A 19173-nucleotide genomic window follows, 5' to 3' on the forward strand; every position below is an offset into this window, starting at 1 on the left:
CGGGGCCGGTGCGGGCGCAGCGCCATGTGCCTGATTCGATCCGGTCGCTGCGGCTGATGCTGGTCATTGGCCTGGTCAGTCGCTTGGAACGGTGCCCGTGCTGTCAGCGTAGAAATTTAAATTTATGACGCAGTAGTACTAACAGGCTGTTGAAAAACTACTGCGCGGACCGATCCTGGGGCCTGCGGTGCTCTGCGTACAGGCGTACGCGTGCGCTCCTCGGTCCCAGTCTCGGCCCGCTCGCTACGTTTTTCAACAGCCTGCTAAATTCCCTCTGCAAGGGTTTGATGGACGAACGCCGACAAGATCAGGCGATCATGCATGGATATGTCCAGAAACTCGAAGCCATGTCTGTAACCCTCACCGTTCTCGGCAGGCGTCACAGAACGCAAAACCGTCTTCAGACTGAGATACTCGTCCTGGCCGGCGGCATGCACCTTGAATTTGATCAGCCCCTCATCCCCCTTTGACCCAAGCGATTGCTTGATGATGCCCGAGGTGCCCCCGATACTCATGTCGGTCAGCGTTGCCGCGCCGACGCGCTCAGGCTGACCAAGCGATACCGAGGCGATGATCCTGACCTGCGCTCGCGACCCGCGCCGTACGACAGCGCAGCGTACCTCCTTCGGAAACGACAGATGCAGGTATGGATGAGGTGTATGCACCGACTTCACTGCCGAACACACGAACGCATAAGCCTTTTTGCCGGAGAAGGCGCGCACCACAAAGGTCTGCCCATCGCGCACGTACTCGAACTTGCCGTCGACAGCAGGCTGAGTGACAAAGACGGTCTTGTTCTTGACAAAACCAATCAGGCGCACGGTATAGCGAATCGTCGGGTTATCGATCAGTTGCAGATACAGGGTCTCGCCGACATACCAGCGGACATCGTCCATCGCGACGATGGTCTCCTTGTTGCCGCTATTGGGGTCTTCGCCGGAAACCTCTGGTGGTGGGCTCGTTTTCCTCGACGGGATAGGCACGGTCGGCGCCTTGCGTGGGGCAGGTGCCAAATCCCAGTTTGGATCGTAGATGAAGCCATTGCTGACCAGCCCATCCAATTGGCTCTGGCTCTCGATCACGCAGCCGGACGCGAGCAGCAGGTTCCCGTACCAATCGTATATCGGACGTTGCAAGGGCTTCCCGACCGCCAGTTCAGCGACACGTACCGGAACCAAGGAAATAGCAGAATCAGCCATGCAACCTCTTCAAAGTCCAAACGAAACATCAATGTCTGCAGCTCGTCGCCGGACATTCCGGGCGCAATCAGTATAGCTACTATCCGCTTGCCTGTGCGCCGACATCCTCCTGCTGCTCTCCGCGGAAGAATGCCAGCACTTCTGCGGCATCGCGCGTCCGCTTGAATGGGGGAAGACTTTGCCAGATGCGTCGTCCGTATGGCTTCGAGATCAAACGCGGATCGCAGATCATCAGCACACCACGATCCGTTTCATCACGAATCAGACGCCCCGCACCCTGCTTCAGATTGATGATCGTCTCGGGCAACTGATGATGGACGAATCCATTCAATCCTTTCCGCTCGATCGCGTCGATGCGCGCAGCCAGTACCGGATCGTCCGGCGGTGAGAACGGCAGCTTGTCAATGATGACCAACGACAGCGCCTCGCCACGCACATCGACTCCCTCCCAGAAACTCTGACTGCCGATGAGCACGGCGTTTCCCGCTGCACGAAAGCGATCGAGCAATTCGGTCCGGCCCGCCTCGCCTTGTACGAAAAGGGGAAAAGGCAGTTTGCGTTTTTCAAACTCCTCACGGAAGCGCTCGGCTGCACGATTGACCGCGCGTATCGTGGTGCAGAGAAGGAAAGCCCGTCCACCCGACGCCTCAATCACGGGCAATGCGGCATCGATTACTGCGTCGGTATAGGCTAGCGAATTCGGCTCCGGCAAACTCTCCGGCACATACAGCAGTCCCTGCCGTCCGTAATCGAACGGACTTGGCCAGGATTGCGCCGGTTCATTCCAGAGTCCCATCTGCGACGTGTAATGATTGAAATCATTTTTCACCGCGAGCGTGGCCGACGTGAAAATCCATGTGCGCGGCGATCCTTCGCGCTGCTTGCTGAATATCGGCGCAATCGACAGCGGCGTCTGATGCAGTTGCAAGGATGAGGAAAATGCTTCGACCCACAGCACGCGTTCCTGCCCCGGCTCGGCATTGTCGGCATTAAGGTTTTGCGCTTTTGTCCACGCGCTCAGCTTGTTGCCGAACTCGATCGCCCTGGTCCGACATTGCTCGATGGTTTCGGCCCGCTCCGCCTGTTTTTCCAGCACAGCCGTCATTGCGTCGAGTTCGTCCTGCAATTTCTCCAGCGTCGGAAAGAAAACACTGGACGGCGCGATCTGATTGATTGCGAGCCGTACGACATCCTGCGGAAAAGCAAGCCGCAAATCGCGCGCAGCGCGCTCGACCGGCGAAACTACCTTCGCCCATTCGGCACCGTCGCGCGCGTGTGCCAGGCCTTCGGCCAGAACATCACGGCACAACTCAAGTATCTGCGACGTCGACACGGTCTCGCCGAAAAACAGCGTCGCAGTTTCCGGCAGCTGGTGTGCCTCATCAAAGATGATGGTATTTGCCGAGGGCAGCAGCTCCGCGACGCCGGTGTCCTTCAGCGCGACATCGGCAAAAAATAAATGGTGATTGACGACGACGACATCCGCCTGCTGCGCCTCCTTGCGCGCCTTCATGACGAAACAATCCTGATAATACTGGCACTCGGCACCAAGACAGGTGTCGCGTGTCGAGGTCACGAGATTCCAGACCGGCGCAGATTCGGGAACCTTGGACAATTCAGCCTTGTCCCCCGAACTCGTCGTCTTGATGAAACGTGAAATCTCTCTCAAATATCCCACATCCTCGCGCGACGTCAGCCTGCCATTCTGCAGCGTACGTTCGAGATGAAAATGGCACACATAGTTGGCCCGGCCTTTCAGAAGTGCGACCGACACCGGGGCGTTGAGCGCCTTGCGAACGGTGGGAATGTCGCGCAGATAAAGCTGGTCTTGCAAATTCTTGGTTCCCGTCGACAGGACGACCTTCCCTCCCCAGAGCAGCGCAGGCACCAGGTACGCAAAGGTTTTGCCCGTGCCGGTGCCCGCCTCCGCGATCAGGGTTTTCTGCTCGCTGATGGCCGCAGCAATCGCCTTGGCCATCTCGGTTTGCGACTGTCGAGGGCGAAAGCCGCTCACCGCCTGGCTCAGCGGTCCATTCGCGTCAAACAACTGATCGATGTCGGCGTCGTGATTGCCCTGGACGGGCGATGAAGCGGTGTGTTCTGTCAAAGCGGATGGCAATCAGGGAGATTGAATTCCCATGTCCTGAAAAAATCAGGCGGGAATATCGGGAATTAGTTGCATTTTCAGCAATGTTATATGATCCTTAAGCTGAAGCTTGCGTTTTTTCAAACGCCGCAACTGAAGCTCGTCGTGCAGGACATCGCGGGTCAAAAGATCGATGACCGCATCCAGATCGCGATGTTCTACCTCCAACTCGACGATTTTGCGTTGTATGTCTTCCAGTGGAATCATGATCTGTGAAATGGACGCGACAAACTGTATTTTAAGAGTGAAAGCCTTGGGCGTATAGCACGCTTACAGGATAAGCCCCGGTGACACTGGTTGATGGGCAAAAAAAGAACGTGATGCGTATCAGCAATAATCGGCTGTTGTTAATTACCACGGATAATGACTAAAAAATGTAACAAACGCCTACAAATATCAGGCGCTGCTTTGCCACATGTAATAATTTTTTGCCACTCAGCAGTTTAATCCACCCCACACCCATGAGCCAATACAAGATTGAGGCAGGTACCGGCCAGCATATCGGCGATCGCAAGGAGCAACAGGATCGCACGGCATTGTTTGCTGCGCCCAGAGCTCCCGGTTACATCATGGCGATTGTCGCCGATGGCATGGGAGGATTGAGCGGCGGCGCGCTGGCTGCCGAACAAGTCATTCGCACCGCAAAACTCGCCTTTGACCTGTTCTCCCCCCAGACGGACAAGGTCGAGAAGATGCTGGAATCGATTGCGCATGACGCGCATACCATCATCAAACTGAGCGCTATTTCGTCCGAAAAGAAGCCGCACAGCACAATGGTCGCACTGGTCATCACGCCAGAGAGAAGCGCGATCTGGGCACATGTCGGCGATTCACGCCTCTATCGATTCGACGGCCCGAATTGCGCCGACCGGACCGTCGACCACTCGTATGTGGAAATGCTGGTCAAGGAAGGCAAGCTGCCACGCGAGGAGGCGCAGAACCATCAGCTCTCGAACGTCCTCGTCAATGCATTGGGGTCGCACGAGAACGAGCCGGAAGTAAGCATCGCCCGTCACGATGGCCTGAAAGCAGGAGACTCCTTCCTGCTTTGCACGGATGGCCTTTGGCATTATTTTTCCGATACGGAACTGGGCGCCGCGATTGCGATGAATTCGCCGCGGCAGGCATCTGAAATGCTGATTAACAAGGCGCGGGAACGCGCCCAGGACGGCACCGGCGACAACTGCACGCTCGCCATCGTAAGACTCGTCGAACCTCCCAAGGAAGCCAAGGGCTATACCGTCAGCAAAATGAAGCGCGCCGTGTAAGTTGATCCGGATTCGGCGTCGGAGGATGTCTTCAGCTCGCAATCGCCGCGCGGATCATTGCTGTGCCGGCTGCGACGCCTGCTTGCTCCGACGCTTTTCTTCCTTTTCCGCTTTTTTGGCCTCGACTTGCTTTTGGTGTTCTTTGGCTTCCGCCACTTTTCTCTCGTAAGCCGCTACATTTTCCGCGCGCTTTTTCGCATTCGCAGCTTCTTCCGCACGGATTTCCTTCAGCTTTTCTTCATGGCGAGCCGCACGGTCGGAAAAGATTGTGGTTTGCAATTTACGCCCAGGCTCTACGGCCTTCTCCTCCTGCGCATTCTCGGCAGGACTCTTGCCATTGGTCGGCCGGTCGGCTTTGCGGTGCTCGGCCTGCTCCCGCCTGGAATCTTCCTTGGGCGGCTTGCTCGCCAACGCCTGATCCCGCTCGGTCACGCGTATTTGCCGCTTGAAAGTGTGTGCCTCGATCTCGACGGCACGCAAACGCATCAGCGCCTCGCGACGATGCTCTTTTGCATGCTCGATGCATGATGTCGCAAAAAACTTCGATTGACAGGCTTGTTCCGCCGCAGCGAAACGCGCCTGAATCTCCGACCGCTCCTTGTTCGCATCAGCCAATGCAGCGTCGGCCATTCCGACTGACTTGATCGATCCGGCAGGATACCGAGCGGCGACGCTTGTCGACGAATCAGCTGCGGATTGCTGCGCCGGCGCTGCAGAGGAAAACAGTACGGCAGTCGCAAATGCGAGGCAAACGAAGGCGCTGCGAAAGGCAGCCGATTGGCGTAATTCAGACATGACGAAATTCAGATGGCCTCCGCGATTATCCGGTAATGCTCATGCAATCGAACCGACGACATCGCGGCGCTCGCTGGTCATGTATTCCGACGACTGCATTTCGATGATGCGCGAAACCGTGCGATGAAATTCATTGGCAAGCGCGCCCTGCGTATAGAGCAGCTCGGGCTCCACTTCAGCCGACATCAGCAGCTTCACTTTGTGATCGTACAAAACGTCAATCAACCAGGTAAATCGACGTGCTTCGGAAGACATGGCCGCAGACATGCATGGAACACCCGACAAGATGACGGTATGAAAACAGCTCGCGATTTCGAGATAATCGTTTTGCGAACGCGGTCCGCCGCACAAGGTGGAAAAGTCGAACCAGATGACACCGCCCGCGCGCCGCAGCGACTTGATTTCGCGGGCCTCGATGTGAATGATCGGATCCTCGTCCGACGTTTCGGCGAGATCGGCGAAAGCATTGCGCAGCGCATGATCCGCAGCGGCCCCCAAGGGCGTGTGATACATCTCGACCTGCTCGAGGGTTCTTTTGCGATAATCGCGGCCCGCGTCGACATTCAACACGTCCAGCTTGTCATTCAGCAAAGCAATCGCCGGCAGAATGCGGTCGCGGTGCAAGCCATCCGGATACAGTGAGTCGGGTGCGTAGTTGGAGGTCATCACAAACGACACGCCGTTATCGAACAAGGCTTTCAGCAGGTTATACAAGATCATCGCATCCGCAATATCGGATACGTGAAACTCGTCAAAGCAGATCAGCCGATACTTCTTTGCAATACGGCGTGCGACTTCATCCAATGGATCGGCGACGCCTTTCAGATCATCGAGCTGACGATGCACGCCGCGCATGAATTCATGGAAATGCAATCGCGTCTTGCGAACAACAGGGACAACCGAATAGAAGCTGTCCATGAGGAAGGACTTGCCGCGCCCGACTCCTCCCCACATGTAGACGCCACGCGGCACTTCGGGCCGGCTGATCAGGCGTTTGATCTTGCTGGACCGTTGCGATTTGTAGGCACCCCACTCCTCAAACGCCTGCTGCAAGCGCGCCACTGCCTGCAGTTGCGCCTCGTCGGACGCATAGCCGCGCTGCGCGAGCGCGTGTTCGTAGAACTCCCTGACGTTCATATTTTGTTACTTCACTTGTTCCTGCATTGCATTCGATTCAACCGATTCGCTCGTCTTTGACAGGTCGACATAAAAATGGGCGAGACACGCTCGCCCACTACATCAACTCAGCGATACTTAAGCGCAACTTCTGTAAATTATGCCCTGTCTGCGTCACTTCGGTTGATACACCTTGAAGGACTCATTGCGGGTTCATGTCCACCGTTACCCGCGACGGATATGTTCCACCACCAAGATTGACCGGAAAACTGAGCCCGACACCTACCCCGACATGACCTCCGCCACCACCAGCGCCTACTCCAACGCTGGATCCAACGGGGCTCGACGGCCGGTAGAGCACTTCCGATGCGCGGTAGCCGTCCTTGTTGCACGTTACACGCAAGTCACCATTGGCGCTCCCCACGACAACCGTCGTCGGAGTCGTCACGTTCCAGTTTCCCGCATTGGTACTGACGGCACAATGGGCTCCCGGCAACGGTTGCCCGCCCGAGGCAGTTTCAAAGGTAATGAGGCCGCCGCTCGACCCCGTCGTTGCGCACGCTCCAAGCGCAATAGACAACAACAGAATCGAGTGACGCATAGGGGCTCCTAGAAATTGAGCGAACGCTTGTCCACCGCCAGCGCCGCTTCCTTGGTCGCTTCGGACAAAGACGGATGCGCGTGGCAGATCCGAGCGATGTCTTCCGACGAAGCGCGGAACTCCATCGCAACAACCGCCTCCGAAATCAGCTCGGATGCCATCGGCCCGACGATGTGCACGCCGAGAATTTCGTCGGTCTTGGCATCGGCCAGAAACTTCACCATGCCAGAGGTATCGCCAAGAGCGCGAGCACGGCCGTTGGCCATGAATGGGAAGGTTCCCGCCTTGTACGCAACGCCGTCCGCCTTCAACTGCTGCTCGGTCTTGCCGACCCAGGCAATTTCCGGTGACGTATATATGACCCAGGGAATTGTGTTGAAGTTCACATGCCCGTGCTGACCGGCAATGCGCTCGGCAACTGCAACGCCCTCTTCCTCTGCCTTGTGTGCCAGCATCGGGCCGCGCACGACGTCGCCTACCGCCCAGACGTTTGGCAGGTTGGTCTTGCAGTCGCCATCGACCGCGACAAAACCGCGCTCATCCAGCTTGAGCCCGACACCTTCCGCATTCAAGCCGTTCGTGTTCGGAATGCGACCGATCGATACGATCAGTTTGTCGAATACGGCCTTTTGCGCGGCGCCCTTGTCGTCGGTATATTCAACCGTCACTTCCTTCTTGCCCGCGGTGATCGCGCCAATCTTGACGCCGAGGCTGACTGACAGGCCCTGTTTGGCGAACAATTTTTGCGCTTCCTTGGCAATCTGCTCATCCACAGCGCCGAGGAAAGCCGGCAATGCTTCCAGCACCGTGACTTCTGCCCCCAGGCGGCGCCATACGCTGCCCATTTCGAGACCGATGACGCCGGCGCCGATCACGCCCAGCTTCTTTGGCACGGCATCGATCGCCAGTGCACCGGTATTCGAAAGAATCAGCTTTTCATCAAAAGCGGTATTGGGCAAGGCACGCGGGTTGGAGCCGGTAGCAACCACGATATGCTTGCCGGTGATGGTTTCTTCGGTGCCACCGCTTACCTTGATTTCATAGCCGCCTGCATCCCCTTTTACAAACGAGCCACGTCCATGGAAGAACGTGACCTTGTTCTTCTTGAACAGATACAGGATGCCGTCGTTGTTCTGCTTGACGATCGTTTCCTTGCGCGCCAGCATTTGGCCGACATTCATGGCCAGGCCTTTAACCTCGATGCCGTGATCAGCGAACGCATGCCCTGCATGTTCGTAGTGCTCGGACGATTGCAACAAAGCCTTCGAAGGAATGCAACCGACATTGGTGCAAGTGCCGCCAGGCGCCGGGCCACCCTTTGCATTTTTCCAATCATCGATACAAGCCGTGTTGAAGCCCAGTTGCGCAGCACGAATCGCTGCAATGTATCCGCCAGGGCCGCCGCCGATGACGACCACATCAAAATTTTTTGACATATTATTAACCTTCTTCGTTATCCGTTTCGCCGCAAAACAGGCAACGCACACAGAGCCGGATATTTCCAGGCTCCGTGTGCACCATGCGTGATGCCTTTACAGATCCAGCAACAGGCGCGCCGGATCTTCCAGCGCGTCCTTCATCGCGACCAGACCAAGCACTGCTTCACGGCCGTCGATGATGCGGTGGTCGTACGACATGGCCAGATAGTTCATCGGGCGGATAACGATCTGGCCGTTTTCGACAACGGCGCGATCCTTGGTTGCATGCACGCCGAGAATTGCGGATTGCGGCGGGTTGATGATCGGAGTCGAAAGCATGGAACCGAATACGCCGCCATTCGAAATGGAGAAGGTGCCGCCGGTCAGCTCTTCGAGCGTCAGCTTGCCGTCCTTGGCCTTCACGCCGAACTCGGCGATCTTCTTCTCGATGTCGGCAATCGTCATTTGATCAGCATCGCGCAGAATCGGCACCACCAGACCGCGGGGGGAACCGACTGCGATACCGATGTCGAAATAGCCGTGGTAAACGATGTCGTTGCCATCAACCGAAGCGTTAATGACCGGATACTTCTTGAGCGCCGCAACAGCTGCCTTGACGAAGAAGGACATGAAGCCCAGCTTGACGCCGTGCTCCTTCTCGAACTTGTCCTTGTACTTGTTGCGCAGATCCATGACCGGCTGCATGTTCACTTCGTTGAACGTAGTCAGGATCGCGTTGGTTGCCTGCGACTGCAGCAGGCGCTCGGCGATACGGGCGCGCAGACGGCTCATCGGCACGCGCTCTTCAGGACGATTCGCGAGATCGAGCTTCACCGGGGCGGCGATTTGTTGCAGAGCCGGCTTCAGTGCGGCTGCCGGCGCGGGTGCTGCCGGCTTGCTTTGCAGCGCATTGATGACGTCGCCCTTGGTTACGCGCCCGTCCTTGCCGGTTCCGGCAACTTGCGAGGTGGTCATGCTGTTGTCGGCAAGCATCTTTGCCGCAGCGGGCATGGCAATGCCAGCTGAAGCGCTTGCCGCGGCAGGAGCGGAAGCAGCAGCAACCGGTTCTGCCGCTTTCTGAGGCGCAGCAGCGGCGGCCGGCGCGGCGACAGCACCGGCTTTTGCTTCGGTATCGAGCCTGGCGATCACTTCGCCTGCGACAACGGTGCTTCCGTCACCCTTGAGGACTTCAACAAGCACGCCTGCGTCAGGCGCCGGCAATTCGAGGACGACTTTGTCAGTTTCGATATCAATCAGGTTTTCGTCGCGGGCCACAGCCTCGCCGACTTTTTTGTGCCACTGCAGCAGGGTTGCTTCTGCCACGGACTCCGACAATTGCGGAACTTTCACTTCAATGATAGCCATGTAACTCTCCGTTTCGGTTTGTTCGTGCGGCGCGCCAGCTTCTAGCGCGCCGTCGGGTCTTTATTTCGTCAGGACGAAGCCTTTCAGCTTCGAGAATGCTGTGTCGATCAATGCTTTCTGCTGCGCATAGTGCTTGTCGTAGTAACCGACAGCAGGCGATGCGCTGGCCGGACGACCTGCATAGGCCAGCTTCTGCCCCTCGTCCAGATTCTCGAAAATATTGTGCTGAATCTGGAACCACGGGCCCTGATTCTGCGGCTCGTCCTGGGTCCACACCAGTTCCGTGAAGTTCGGGAACTTCTTCAGTTCCGCGGCAAATGCCTTGTGCGGGAACGGATACAGCTGCTCGACACGAATGATCGCGACGTCGGACGCGCCGCGCTCCTTGCGTGCATTGACCAGGTCGTAATACACCTTGCCGGAGCATGCGAGCACGCGCTTGACCTTCTTCGCATCGATCTTCTCGTCGACCTCGCCGATCACTGTCTGGAACGATCCCTTCGCCAGTTCAGACAACGGAGATCCTGCATCCTTGTTGCGCAGCAGGGACTTCGGCGTGGCAATGACCAGCGGCTTGCGGAACAGGCGAATCACCTGGCGACGCAGCAGATGGAATATCTGCGACGCCGTGGTCGGCTGAACCACTTGCATGTTGTTATCGGCGCACAGCTGCAGGTAGCGCTCGATGCGTGCAGACGAGTGTTCCGGCCCCTGGCCTTCATAACCATGCGGCAACATCATCACGAGACCGGATGCGCGCCCCCACTTCACTTCGCCGGAACTGATGAACTGGTCAATCACCACCTGCGCGCCGTTGGCGAAGTCACCGAATTGCGCTTCCCAGATGGTCAGGGTATTCGGCTCGGCCGTGGAGTACCCGTATTCAAAGCCGAGGACCGCTTCTTCCGACAGCACGGAGTCGATAACGGTGAACGGAGCCTGAGTTTCGGAGACGTTCTGCAGCGGGATGAACGTGCCCGCATCCCAGCGCTCGCGCTTCTGGTCGTGCAACACGGAATGACGATGCGTGAACGTGCCGCGACCAGCGTCCTGGCCAGTCAGACGCACTGCGTAGCCTGACGATACCAGCGATGCATAAGCGAGATGCTCGCCCATACCCCAGTCGAGGTTGATTTCACCGCGACCCATTGCGGCACGATCGGCAAGAACCTTCTCAACCAGCGGGTGTACCTTGAAACCTTCCGGCACTGTCGTAATGCGCTCGGCAAGGCGTTTCAATTCCGCCATCGGAACAGCCGTGTCGGCTGCGTCGGTCCATTTGCGATTGAGGAACGGCATCCAGTCGACCGCGTACTTGCTCTTGAAGTTCGAGATAACCGGGTCGACGGTGTGCTTGCCGGCGTCCATCGCATCGCGATAGGCCTTCACCAATGCGTCGCCTGCATCCGGCGAAATCGTGCCTTGCGTGACGAGCTTGTCCGCATACAGCTTGCGCGTGCCGGGGTGCTGGCCGATCTTCTTGTACATCAGCGGCTGCGTCAATGCAGGTGTGTCTTGTTCGTTGTGGCCGAGTTTGCGGTAACAAATGATGTCGACGACGACGTCTTTCTTGAACTCCAGACGGAAATCAAGCGCGATCTGGGTGGCCAGCACAACTGCTTCCGGATCGTCACCGTTCACATGCAGCACAGGCGCTTCAATCATCTTGACGACGTCCGAGCAATACAGCGTGGAGCGCGTATCACGTGGGTCAGAGGTGGTGAAACCGATCTGATTGTTGATGACGATATGGAGTGTGCCGCCCGTGCCGTAACCGCGGGTTTGCGCGAGGTTCAATGTTTCCATCACGACGCCCTGGCCGGCGAACGCTGCATCGCCATGCACCAGGATCGGCATGACTTGCGAGCCGTCCTTGTCGCCGCGGCGCTCCATGCGCGCCTTGACCGAACCTTCGACAACCGGGTTGACGATCTCGAGATGCGACGGGTTGAATGCCAGCGAGAGATGAATCGGACCACCGGGAGTCGAAATATCGGAGGAGAAACCTTGATGGTATTTGACGTCGCCGGCGGGCAAATCGTCGGCATGCCGGCCTTCGAATTCGGCGAACAGGTCCTGCGGCATTTTGCCGAGTGTGTTGACCAGCACGTTCAGACGCCCGCGGTGCGCCATACCGATCACGATTTCCTGAATGCCCTTCTCGCCAGCACGACGGATCGATTCATCGAGCGAGGCAATGAAGCTCTCGCCGCCTTCAAGCGAAAAGCGTTTCTGACCGACATAGCGAGTGTGCAGATACCGCTCGAGGCCTTCTGCGGCGGTCAGGCGCTCAAGAATATGTTTTTTCTTTTCTGCGGAGAAATTCGGTGTCGAGCGCACCGACTCAAGTCGCTCCTGCATCCAGCGCTTCTGCGCCGGATCGCTCATGTACATGAATTCTGCGCCGATCGAACGGCAGTAGGTGTCGCGCAAGGATTGCAGCAAGTCGCGCAATGATGCGGTTTCCGGGCCGAAGTACGTGTTGCTGATATTGAACACGATGTCCATGTCGGCATCGGTGAAACCGTAGAAGCTCGGCTCGAGCTCGGGAATATTCGGACGTTCTTGGCGTTGGAGCGGGTCAAGATTGGCCCAGCGGTTACCGAGGAAGCGGTGAGCAGCAATCAATTGCGTGGCAGCGACACGCTTGCGGCCCATTTCAGCATCGGCTGTCGCACTGACTGTACGGATCGGGCCCTGCTTGGCGCGCTCCGCAAAGGAGGCGATAACCGGTGCGTGAGCAACGTCAGGTTTATTGGAGCCATCGACCGCAGGCACATGCTGCATCGCATCGAAGTATGCGCGCCAGTTGTCGGGAACGGATCCGGGATTGTTCAGATACGCTTCGTACAATTCCTCTACGTACGGTGCGTTGCCTCCAAACAAATATGAATTGGAGAAATACTGCTGCATCATCTTGCTCACCTTTCTTCGCGTTTCGCGAGATTAGCGGGTTTATATAACCTTCCGCGACACGGCCTGACCGGTTAGCGGATCGCACATCAAGTTGTGGGGGGAAGGGCTACGTGACGACCTGAAGTGGGTTCCAAATTTTTGGAACCGCTAGAATAGCACATTTACTTTGACCAATAAAAAAGCGAGCCGCGCGGGCTCGCTTTTTTGTGCGGATGTTGTATCAGCCGCGCTTTGCCATCGGAGGAACGTCGCGCTTGGTCGCGCCGACGAACAGTTGGCGCGGACGGCCGATCTTCTGCTCCGGATCGGAAATCATCTCGTTCCACTGAGCGATCCAGCCAACCGTGCGAGCCATCGCGAAGATACCGGTGAACAGCGAAACCGGGATGCCGAGGGCACGTTGAACGATGCCGGAGTAGAAGTCGACGTTTGGGTAGAGCTTGCGCTGTACGAAGTAGTCGTCCTCGAGAGCGATCTTCTCCAGGGCCATGGCGAGCTTGAACAGCGGGTCATCGTGCAGGCCGAGTTCCGTCAGCACTTCATGGCAGGTTTCGCGCATCAGCTTGGCACGCGGGTCGTAATTCTTGTAGACGCGGTGACCGAAGCCCATCAGCTTGACGTTCGAGTTCTTGTCCTTGACCTTGGCGATGAATTCGCCGATGCGTTCCACGCCACCATCGCGCTGGATGTCTTCCAGCATGTTGAGCGCTGCCTCGTTTGCACCGCCGTGAGCCGGGCCCCACAGGCAGGCGATACCGGCAGCGATACAGGCGAACGGATTGGCGCCAGAGGAGCCAGCCAGACGCACGGTCGAGGTCGATGCATTCTGTTCGTGATCGGCGTGCAGGATCAGGATGCGATCGAGTGCGCGCACCAGCACGTCGTTAACCTTGTACTCTGCGCACGGCGTTGCGAACATCATGCGCATGAAGTTCGCGCTGTAGGACAGGTCGTTACGCGGATAAACGAAAGGTTGGCCGATCGAATATTTGTATGCCATGGCGACCAGCGTCGGCATCTTCGCAATCAGACGGATTGCGGACACTTCACGGTGCGTCGGCGAGTTGATGTCGAGCGAGTCGTGATAGAAGGAAGCCAGCGCGCCGACGGTACCAACCAGCACCGACATCGGATGCGCGTCGCGACGGAAACCGCGGAAGAAGAACTGCATCTGCTCGTGCACCATCGTATGATTGGTGACGGTATCGACGAACTTCTGCTTCTGTGCAGCGTTCGGCAACTCGCCGTTCAGCAGCAGGTAGCAGGTTTCGAGGAAGTCGCAGTTGACTGCCAACTGTTCGATCGGGTAGCCACGGTACAGCAACTCACCCTTGTCACCGTCGATATACGTGATCGACGAGTTGCAGGCTGCTGTGGACATGAATCCTGGGTCGTAGGTGAATTTGCCTGTCGCACCATACAACTTGCGGATATCGATGACATCCGGGCCAATCGTGCCCTTATAGATGGGAAGGTCCAGCGACGGGGAACCGTCGGAGAACGATAGCGTTGCTTTGGTCTCAGAGTTGTTCATGGCTCTTCCTTCAAATGAGGAGGGGTGAGTCGAAGTAAAAAAACGCGAAAAACAAAAAGCTGATGGAGATGTCTCAGGCAGCGCGCATCCGAGCCAGCAATGCATGGACGTGAGGCAGGTCGACATCGCCCGAAGGATCCTTACGTCCCAGAAGCAGGTCCATCAATTCGTTGTCCGCCAAATCCATCAGGCGCGAAAATGCATCAACCTCTTCATCCGTCAGCGTTTCCTCGTGCGCGTCCAGAAACCGCGTCACCAGGAGATCGTTCTCGAGCAAACCGCGCCGCGCTCTCCAGCGCAAACGCGCACGCTTTACCGGATCGGCTTGATGGGGTGCAGACATAATTCCTCATTCGTTCTATTTCATGAGCCCTCCGGAGAAATTTCCGAAAAGCTCGTGAAATACGGCGGAAGCGAAACTCGCCTTCCGCCATGTGTGATTCTATACAGTACGGCGAACCAGCATTTCCTTGATCTTGCCGATCGCCTTGTTCGGATTCAGGCCCTTCGGACAAACGTCAACACAGTTCATGATCGAGTGACAGCGGAACAAACGATATGGGTCTTCGAGGTTGTCCAGGCGCTCGTTGGTTGCCAGATCGCGGCTGTCTGCGATGAAGCGATAGGCCTGAAGCAATCCGGCAGGGCCGACGAACTTGTCCGGATTCCACCAGAACGACGGGCAGGACGTAGAACAGCATGCGCAGAGAATGCACTCGTACAGACCATCCAGCTCTTCCCGTTCCTCCGGGCTCTGCAGACGCTCCTTTTCCGGCGGAAGCGTTTCGTTGATCAGGTACGGCTTGATCGAGTGGTACTGCTTGAAGAACTGCGTCATGTCCACGATGAGGTCGCGGATCACCGGCAAGCCGGGCAGCGGACGCAACACGATCGGCTCGGTCAGTTCGTTCAGGTTTGTCGTGCAGGCCAGTCCATTCTTGCCATTGATGTTCATGGCGTCGGAGCCGCACACGCCTTCACGGCAGGAACGGCGCAACGCCAGGGAATCGTCGACGTCAGCCTTGATGCGCTGCAAGGCATCCAGCAGCATCTTGTCGGTGTCCTTCAAAGTCACCGTCAGGTCTTGCATGTACGGCTTGGCGTCCTTGTCCGGGTCGTAGCGGTAAATCTGAAATTTGAGGGTACGTGCCATGTTCCTACCTTAGAAAGTACGTGCTTTAGGCTTGAAGGTTTCAACGGTCAGCGGTTTGGTATTGACCGGCTTGTAGTCGAGGCGGTTGCCTTCGGAGAACCACAGCGTGTGCTTCATCCAGTTTTCGTCGTCGCGCTTCTCGTAGTCGCGGTGCGCGTGGGCACCACGCGATTCCTTGCGAGCTGCAGCGGACACGATGGTCGCCTTCGCGGTTTCAATCAGATTGTCCAGTTCGAGCGCTTCAACACGCGCCGTGTTGAACACCTTCGATTTGTCCTTGAACGCGACGTGCTTGCGGCGCTCATCCAGCTCAAGAATCTTCTGCCTGCCAGTTTGCAGCAGATCGTCGGTACGGAATACGCCGCAATATTGTTGCATCGTGGAGCGAATTGCATTTGCCACGTCCTGCACACGTTCGGAACCCGTGCTGGTTTCCAGACGCGCCATACGTTCCAGCGCGGCATCGGCAGCATCTGCAGGCAGCGGCTTGTGATTCTTCTGTTTCAGGTTGGATGCAACGATATGGTTACCCGCGGCACGACCGAATACCACGAGGTCGAGCAGCGAATTGGTACCGAGGCGGTTTGCGCCGTGGACCGATACGCATGCGCATTCACCGATAGCGTACATGCCATTCACGACATCGCTCGGATTACCGTTTTTCGGCGCGACGACCTGGCCATGAATGTTGGTGGGAATACCACCCATCTGGTAGTGAATGGTCGGCACAACCGGAATCGGTTCCTTGGTCGCGTCCACATTCGCGAACTTGTGGCCGATTTCCAGAATTGAAGGCAAACGCTTCTTGATGGTGTCGGCGCCGATGTGACGCAGGTCCAGCAAGACGTGATCCTTGTTCGGACCGCAACCGCGGCCTTCCTTGATTTCCTGGTCCATCGAGCGCGATACGAAGTCACGCGGCGCCAGATCCTTCAGCGTCGGCGCATAGCGCTCCATGAAGCGCTCGCCGTTGGCGTTGATCAGAATGCCGCCCTCGCCACGCACGCCTTCGGTAATCAAGACGCCGGCACCGGACACGCCCGTCGGATGGAATTGCCAGAATTCCATGTCCTGCAACGGCAGGCCGGCGCGAGCTGCCATGCCCATGCCATCGCCCGTGTTGATGAATGCATTGGTGGAGGCCGCAAAGATGCGCCCTGCTCCACCGGTCGCGAACAAGGTCGTCTTGGCCTCGAGAATCATCACGTCGCCGGTTTCCATCTCCAGGGCGACGACGCCGAGGATATCGCCGTCCTGATCACGGATCAGGTCGATCGCCATCCACTCGACGAAGAAATGAGTCTTGGCGCGGACATTGCGCTGGTACAGAGTGTGCAGCAGAGCATGACCGGTACGGTCCGCGGCCGCGCAGGCGCGCTGTACAGGCTTTTCGCCAAAGTTCGCGGTATGGCCGCCGAACGGACGCTGGTAGATCGTGCCATCCGGATTGCGGTCGAACGGCATACCGAAGTGTTCGAGCTCATACACGACCTTCGGAGCCTCACGACACATGAATTCGATGGCATCCTGGTCGCCCAGATAGTCGCCACCCTTGACGGTGTCGAACATGTGCCAGTACCAATTGTCCTCAGCCATGTTGCCGAGCGAGGCGCCAATGCCGCCCTGCGCAGCAACCGTGTGCGAACGAGTCGGAAAAACCTTGGACAGGACCGCGACGTTCAGGCCGGCTTCAGCCAGTTGCAGCGACGCGCGCATACCGGAACCACCGGCTCCGACGATAACCGCATCGAAGCGGCGTGTTGGAATGGATTGTTTGACTGCTACCACGATTACACTCTCCAGATAATCTGCGCCGCCCAACCGGCGCAACCGACCAGCCACAGGACCACGGCAACTTCCAATGCGAGTCGAAGGCCGACAGACTTGGTGCAGTAATCCATCAAGACGTCGCGCACACCAACCCATGCGTGGTAGAACAGCGACAGCATCGCGACGAAAGTCGCCACCTTGAACCATTGATGCGAGAACAAGCCGGCCCAGCCTTCGTAGCTGAAATTCTGGCCGCTTAAAAACGAAATCAGAAGAATGACCGTATACAGCGCCATCACCACCGCGGTCATACGCTGAGCAAGCCAGTCACGGGTGCCGTAATGTGCGCCGACAACCAGGCGCTTCGGTCCAATGTTGTTGTTTGCCATCTTAAAAAGCTCCAAATAATTTCAACGCAACCAGCACGGTCAGCGGCAGACTGACAGCAAGAACTGTAACGGACGACTTGCGCGCACTGTCTTTGTCGAGGCCGATATGAAGATCCATGACCAGATGGCGAATGCCGGCAGAGAGGTGATGCAGATAGGACCAAACCAGCGCAAGAATTGCCAGCTTAACCAGGAAGTGGGAGGTGTATCCCTTGAAATATTCAAAGGAAATTTCGGAAGTCAGGCTCTTGTCGAGCAAATACAGAATGAAGGGCAACAACACAAACATCAACAGGCCGCTGATGCGATGCAAGATGGACACGATTCCCGCCAGCGGCAACCGGTAATGCACCGTTTGCGCAAAAGTCATGACACCAAATTGACGCCGATCCTTTTTCACGGCTTCAGACATAACAACACCTCCCAGACTTGATAATCCCGTAATTTTCGCCGATTTTTGTGCAGCACACCAATAGTAATCTTTAACGCACCCTAAATCTCTGGTTGTCAAGCGAGGAATATCCCTTATTGCAAACCCGGGACTCCCGCATTCAACTCAATTCGTTTTGATAATGATGGCGGTCGGTCAGATAGAGCCCTCGCCGCACCTCGACCGGCTTGTCTCCATACGTAAATGACACACGCTCCACACTCAACAAGGGCGTGGTCTTCGCAATCCCCAACAACTCCGCCGTCTCATCGTCCGCACTCACGGCGCGAATCCGCTCGGTTGCCCGAATCATGCGAGTACCGAATTCGGTCTCGAACAGTCCGTACATCGGCCCCTTGTATTCCACCAGGCGCTCCGCCGTCAGGCCCTTGAAAATCACTCCCGGCAGCCACAGCTCCTCGACGATCGTCGGCGCGCCATCGAAGGCCTGGACGCGCTTGATGAAGATGACGGAGTCGCCGGACTTGATATCAAGCAGGCGAGCGACCTCCGCAGGCGCGCGCAGACGCTTGACTTCGAGGATCTTGTTGTCGGGATTGTGAGGTTCGCCGGTGTCCGGCATCAGCCTCAGAAAGCGGTATTGCGCGCGGGCTTCGTGATGCGTCGCGACAAAGGTTCCCTTTCCTTGGCGACGAACCACCAGATTTTCCGCGGCGAGTTCGTCGATCGCCTTGCGAACGGTACCCTGGCTGACCTTGAAGCGGTTTGCGAGCTCCACCTCGCTGGGAATCAATTCACCCGGCTTCCACTCGCCCGTCTGCAGGCTTTGCGTGATGAGCGCCTTGATTTGCTGGTAAAGGGGACTGAAGGTAGGAGAGCTTCCGGGAGCAGAAACACCGACCCCTGCACCAGGTGCGCCGATATTCGTCAAATTGGCCGGAGCTGAACTCATAACCCATGATTTCACCACAAAAGCGCCATTGCCGTCTAGCAAAAAGTATTCGGTGATATGTCTTATATAAGATATAAGATAGGCGTTGACAGCTTACTCATGTGCGCCTACACTCGCGAGCAACATTCGCAGGATGCGGGCCAGTTGCAGGTACTTGTAC

The 19173-nt window shown here is 57.1% G+C and carries 16 protein-coding genes; 1 reads left to right on the plus strand and 15 read right to left on the minus strand.

Annotated elements, in window-relative coordinates:
* Window positions 1–263: 263 nt before the first annotated feature.
* From VJ651_RS11855 to VJ651_RS11865, 3 genes are all read right to left on the minus strand, one after another.
* Window positions 264–1199 carry a flagellar brake protein gene (locus VJ651_RS11855; RefSeq protein WP_324107656.1) on the minus strand — a complete coding sequence of 312 codons (936 nt, stop codon included), beginning with the start codon at window positions 1197–1199 and terminating at the stop codon, window positions 264–266.
* Between the two features lie 79 nt (window positions 1200–1278).
* The gene (locus VJ651_RS11860) at window positions 1279–3306 is read right to left on the minus strand and encodes an ATP-dependent DNA helicase (RefSeq protein WP_324107657.1); all 2028 of its coding nucleotides are present in this window, start codon (window positions 3304–3306) and stop codon (window positions 1279–1281) included.
* Window positions 3307–3351: 45 nt separating this feature from the next.
* Complete coding sequence (locus tag VJ651_RS11865; RefSeq protein WP_324107658.1) at window positions 3352–3552, minus strand: YdcH family protein; 201 nt, start codon at window positions 3550–3552, stop codon at window positions 3352–3354.
* Window positions 3553–3806: 254 nt separating this feature from the next.
* Between VJ651_RS11865 and VJ651_RS11870 the strand changes: the two genes are divergently transcribed.
* Window positions 3807–4613 (plus strand): PP2C family protein-serine/threonine phosphatase, encoded by an 807-nt coding sequence (locus VJ651_RS11870; RefSeq protein WP_324107659.1) that lies wholly within the window; start codon window positions 3807–3809, stop codon window positions 4611–4613.
* A gap of 54 nt (window positions 4614–4667) precedes the next feature.
* On the opposite strand, the gene VJ651_RS11875 is transcribed toward VJ651_RS11870, so the two are convergent.
* The 12 genes from VJ651_RS11875 to VJ651_RS11930 all read right to left on the minus strand — a co-directional run bounded on the left by VJ651_RS11875 (window position 4668) and on the right by VJ651_RS11930 (window position 19013).
* Entirely contained in the window at window positions 4668–5243 is a 576-nt protein-coding gene (locus VJ651_RS11875; protein ID WP_324107660.1) for a hypothetical protein, read from the minus strand.
* A gap of 204 nt (window positions 5244–5447) precedes the next feature.
* Window positions 5448–6545, minus strand: coding sequence for a cell division protein ZapE (gene zapE / locus VJ651_RS11880; protein WP_324107661.1), 1098 nt, complete (start codon window positions 6543–6545; stop codon window positions 5448–5450).
* A 588-nt stretch (window positions 6546–7133) separates the two neighbouring features.
* Complete coding sequence (gene lpdA, locus VJ651_RS11885) at window positions 7134–8561, minus strand: dihydrolipoyl dehydrogenase (RefSeq protein WP_324107662.1); 1428 nt, start codon at window positions 8559–8561, stop codon at window positions 7134–7136.
* Between the two features lie 96 nt (window positions 8562–8657).
* The gene (gene odhB / locus VJ651_RS11890; protein WP_324107663.1) at window positions 8658–9908 is read right to left on the minus strand and encodes a 2-oxoglutarate dehydrogenase complex dihydrolipoyllysine-residue succinyltransferase; all 1251 of its coding nucleotides are present in this window, start codon (window positions 9906–9908) and stop codon (window positions 8658–8660) included.
* 60 nt (window positions 9909–9968) lie between these two features.
* On the minus strand, window positions 9969–12824 hold the full coding sequence (locus VJ651_RS11895) for a 2-oxoglutarate dehydrogenase E1 component (protein WP_324107664.1): 2856 nt from the start codon (window positions 12822–12824) through the stop codon (window positions 9969–9971).
* Between the two features lie 220 nt (window positions 12825–13044).
* Window positions 13045–14358 (minus strand): citrate synthase, encoded by a 1314-nt coding sequence (gene gltA, locus VJ651_RS11900; protein ID WP_292934880.1) that lies wholly within the window; start codon window positions 14356–14358, stop codon window positions 13045–13047.
* Window positions 14359–14431: 73 nt separating this feature from the next.
* Window positions 14432–14701 carry a succinate dehydrogenase assembly factor 2 gene (locus VJ651_RS11905; protein WP_136418208.1) on the minus strand — a complete coding sequence of 90 codons (270 nt, stop codon included), beginning with the start codon at window positions 14699–14701 and terminating at the stop codon, window positions 14432–14434.
* Between the two features lie 99 nt (window positions 14702–14800).
* Entirely contained in the window at window positions 14801–15511 is a 711-nt protein-coding gene (locus VJ651_RS11910; RefSeq protein ID WP_136418207.1) for a succinate dehydrogenase iron-sulfur subunit, read from the minus strand.
* 9 nt (window positions 15512–15520) lie between these two features.
* Complete coding sequence (gene sdhA / locus VJ651_RS11915) at window positions 15521–17299, minus strand: succinate dehydrogenase flavoprotein subunit (protein WP_324107665.1); 1779 nt, start codon at window positions 17297–17299, stop codon at window positions 15521–15523.
* A 2-nt stretch (window positions 17300–17301) separates the two neighbouring features.
* Entirely contained in the window at window positions 17302–17670 is a 369-nt protein-coding gene (gene sdhD / locus VJ651_RS11920; RefSeq protein WP_136418205.1) for a succinate dehydrogenase, hydrophobic membrane anchor protein, read from the minus strand.
* Window position 17671: 1 nt separating this feature from the next.
* Window positions 17672–18082, minus strand: a complete 411-nt coding sequence (gene sdhC / locus VJ651_RS11925; protein WP_324107666.1) for a succinate dehydrogenase, cytochrome b556 subunit — start codon at window positions 18080–18082, stop codon at window positions 17672–17674.
* A 139-nt stretch (window positions 18083–18221) separates the two neighbouring features.
* Complete coding sequence (locus VJ651_RS11930) at window positions 18222–19013, minus strand: GntR family transcriptional regulator (RefSeq protein ID WP_324107667.1); 792 nt, start codon at window positions 19011–19013, stop codon at window positions 18222–18224.
* Window positions 19014–19173 lie beyond the last annotated feature (160 nt).

Origin of the sequence: Noviherbaspirillum sp., assembly GCF_035254865.1 — a bacterium.
GTDB lineage: Bacteria > Pseudomonadota > Gammaproteobacteria > Burkholderiales > Burkholderiaceae_D > Noviherbaspirillum.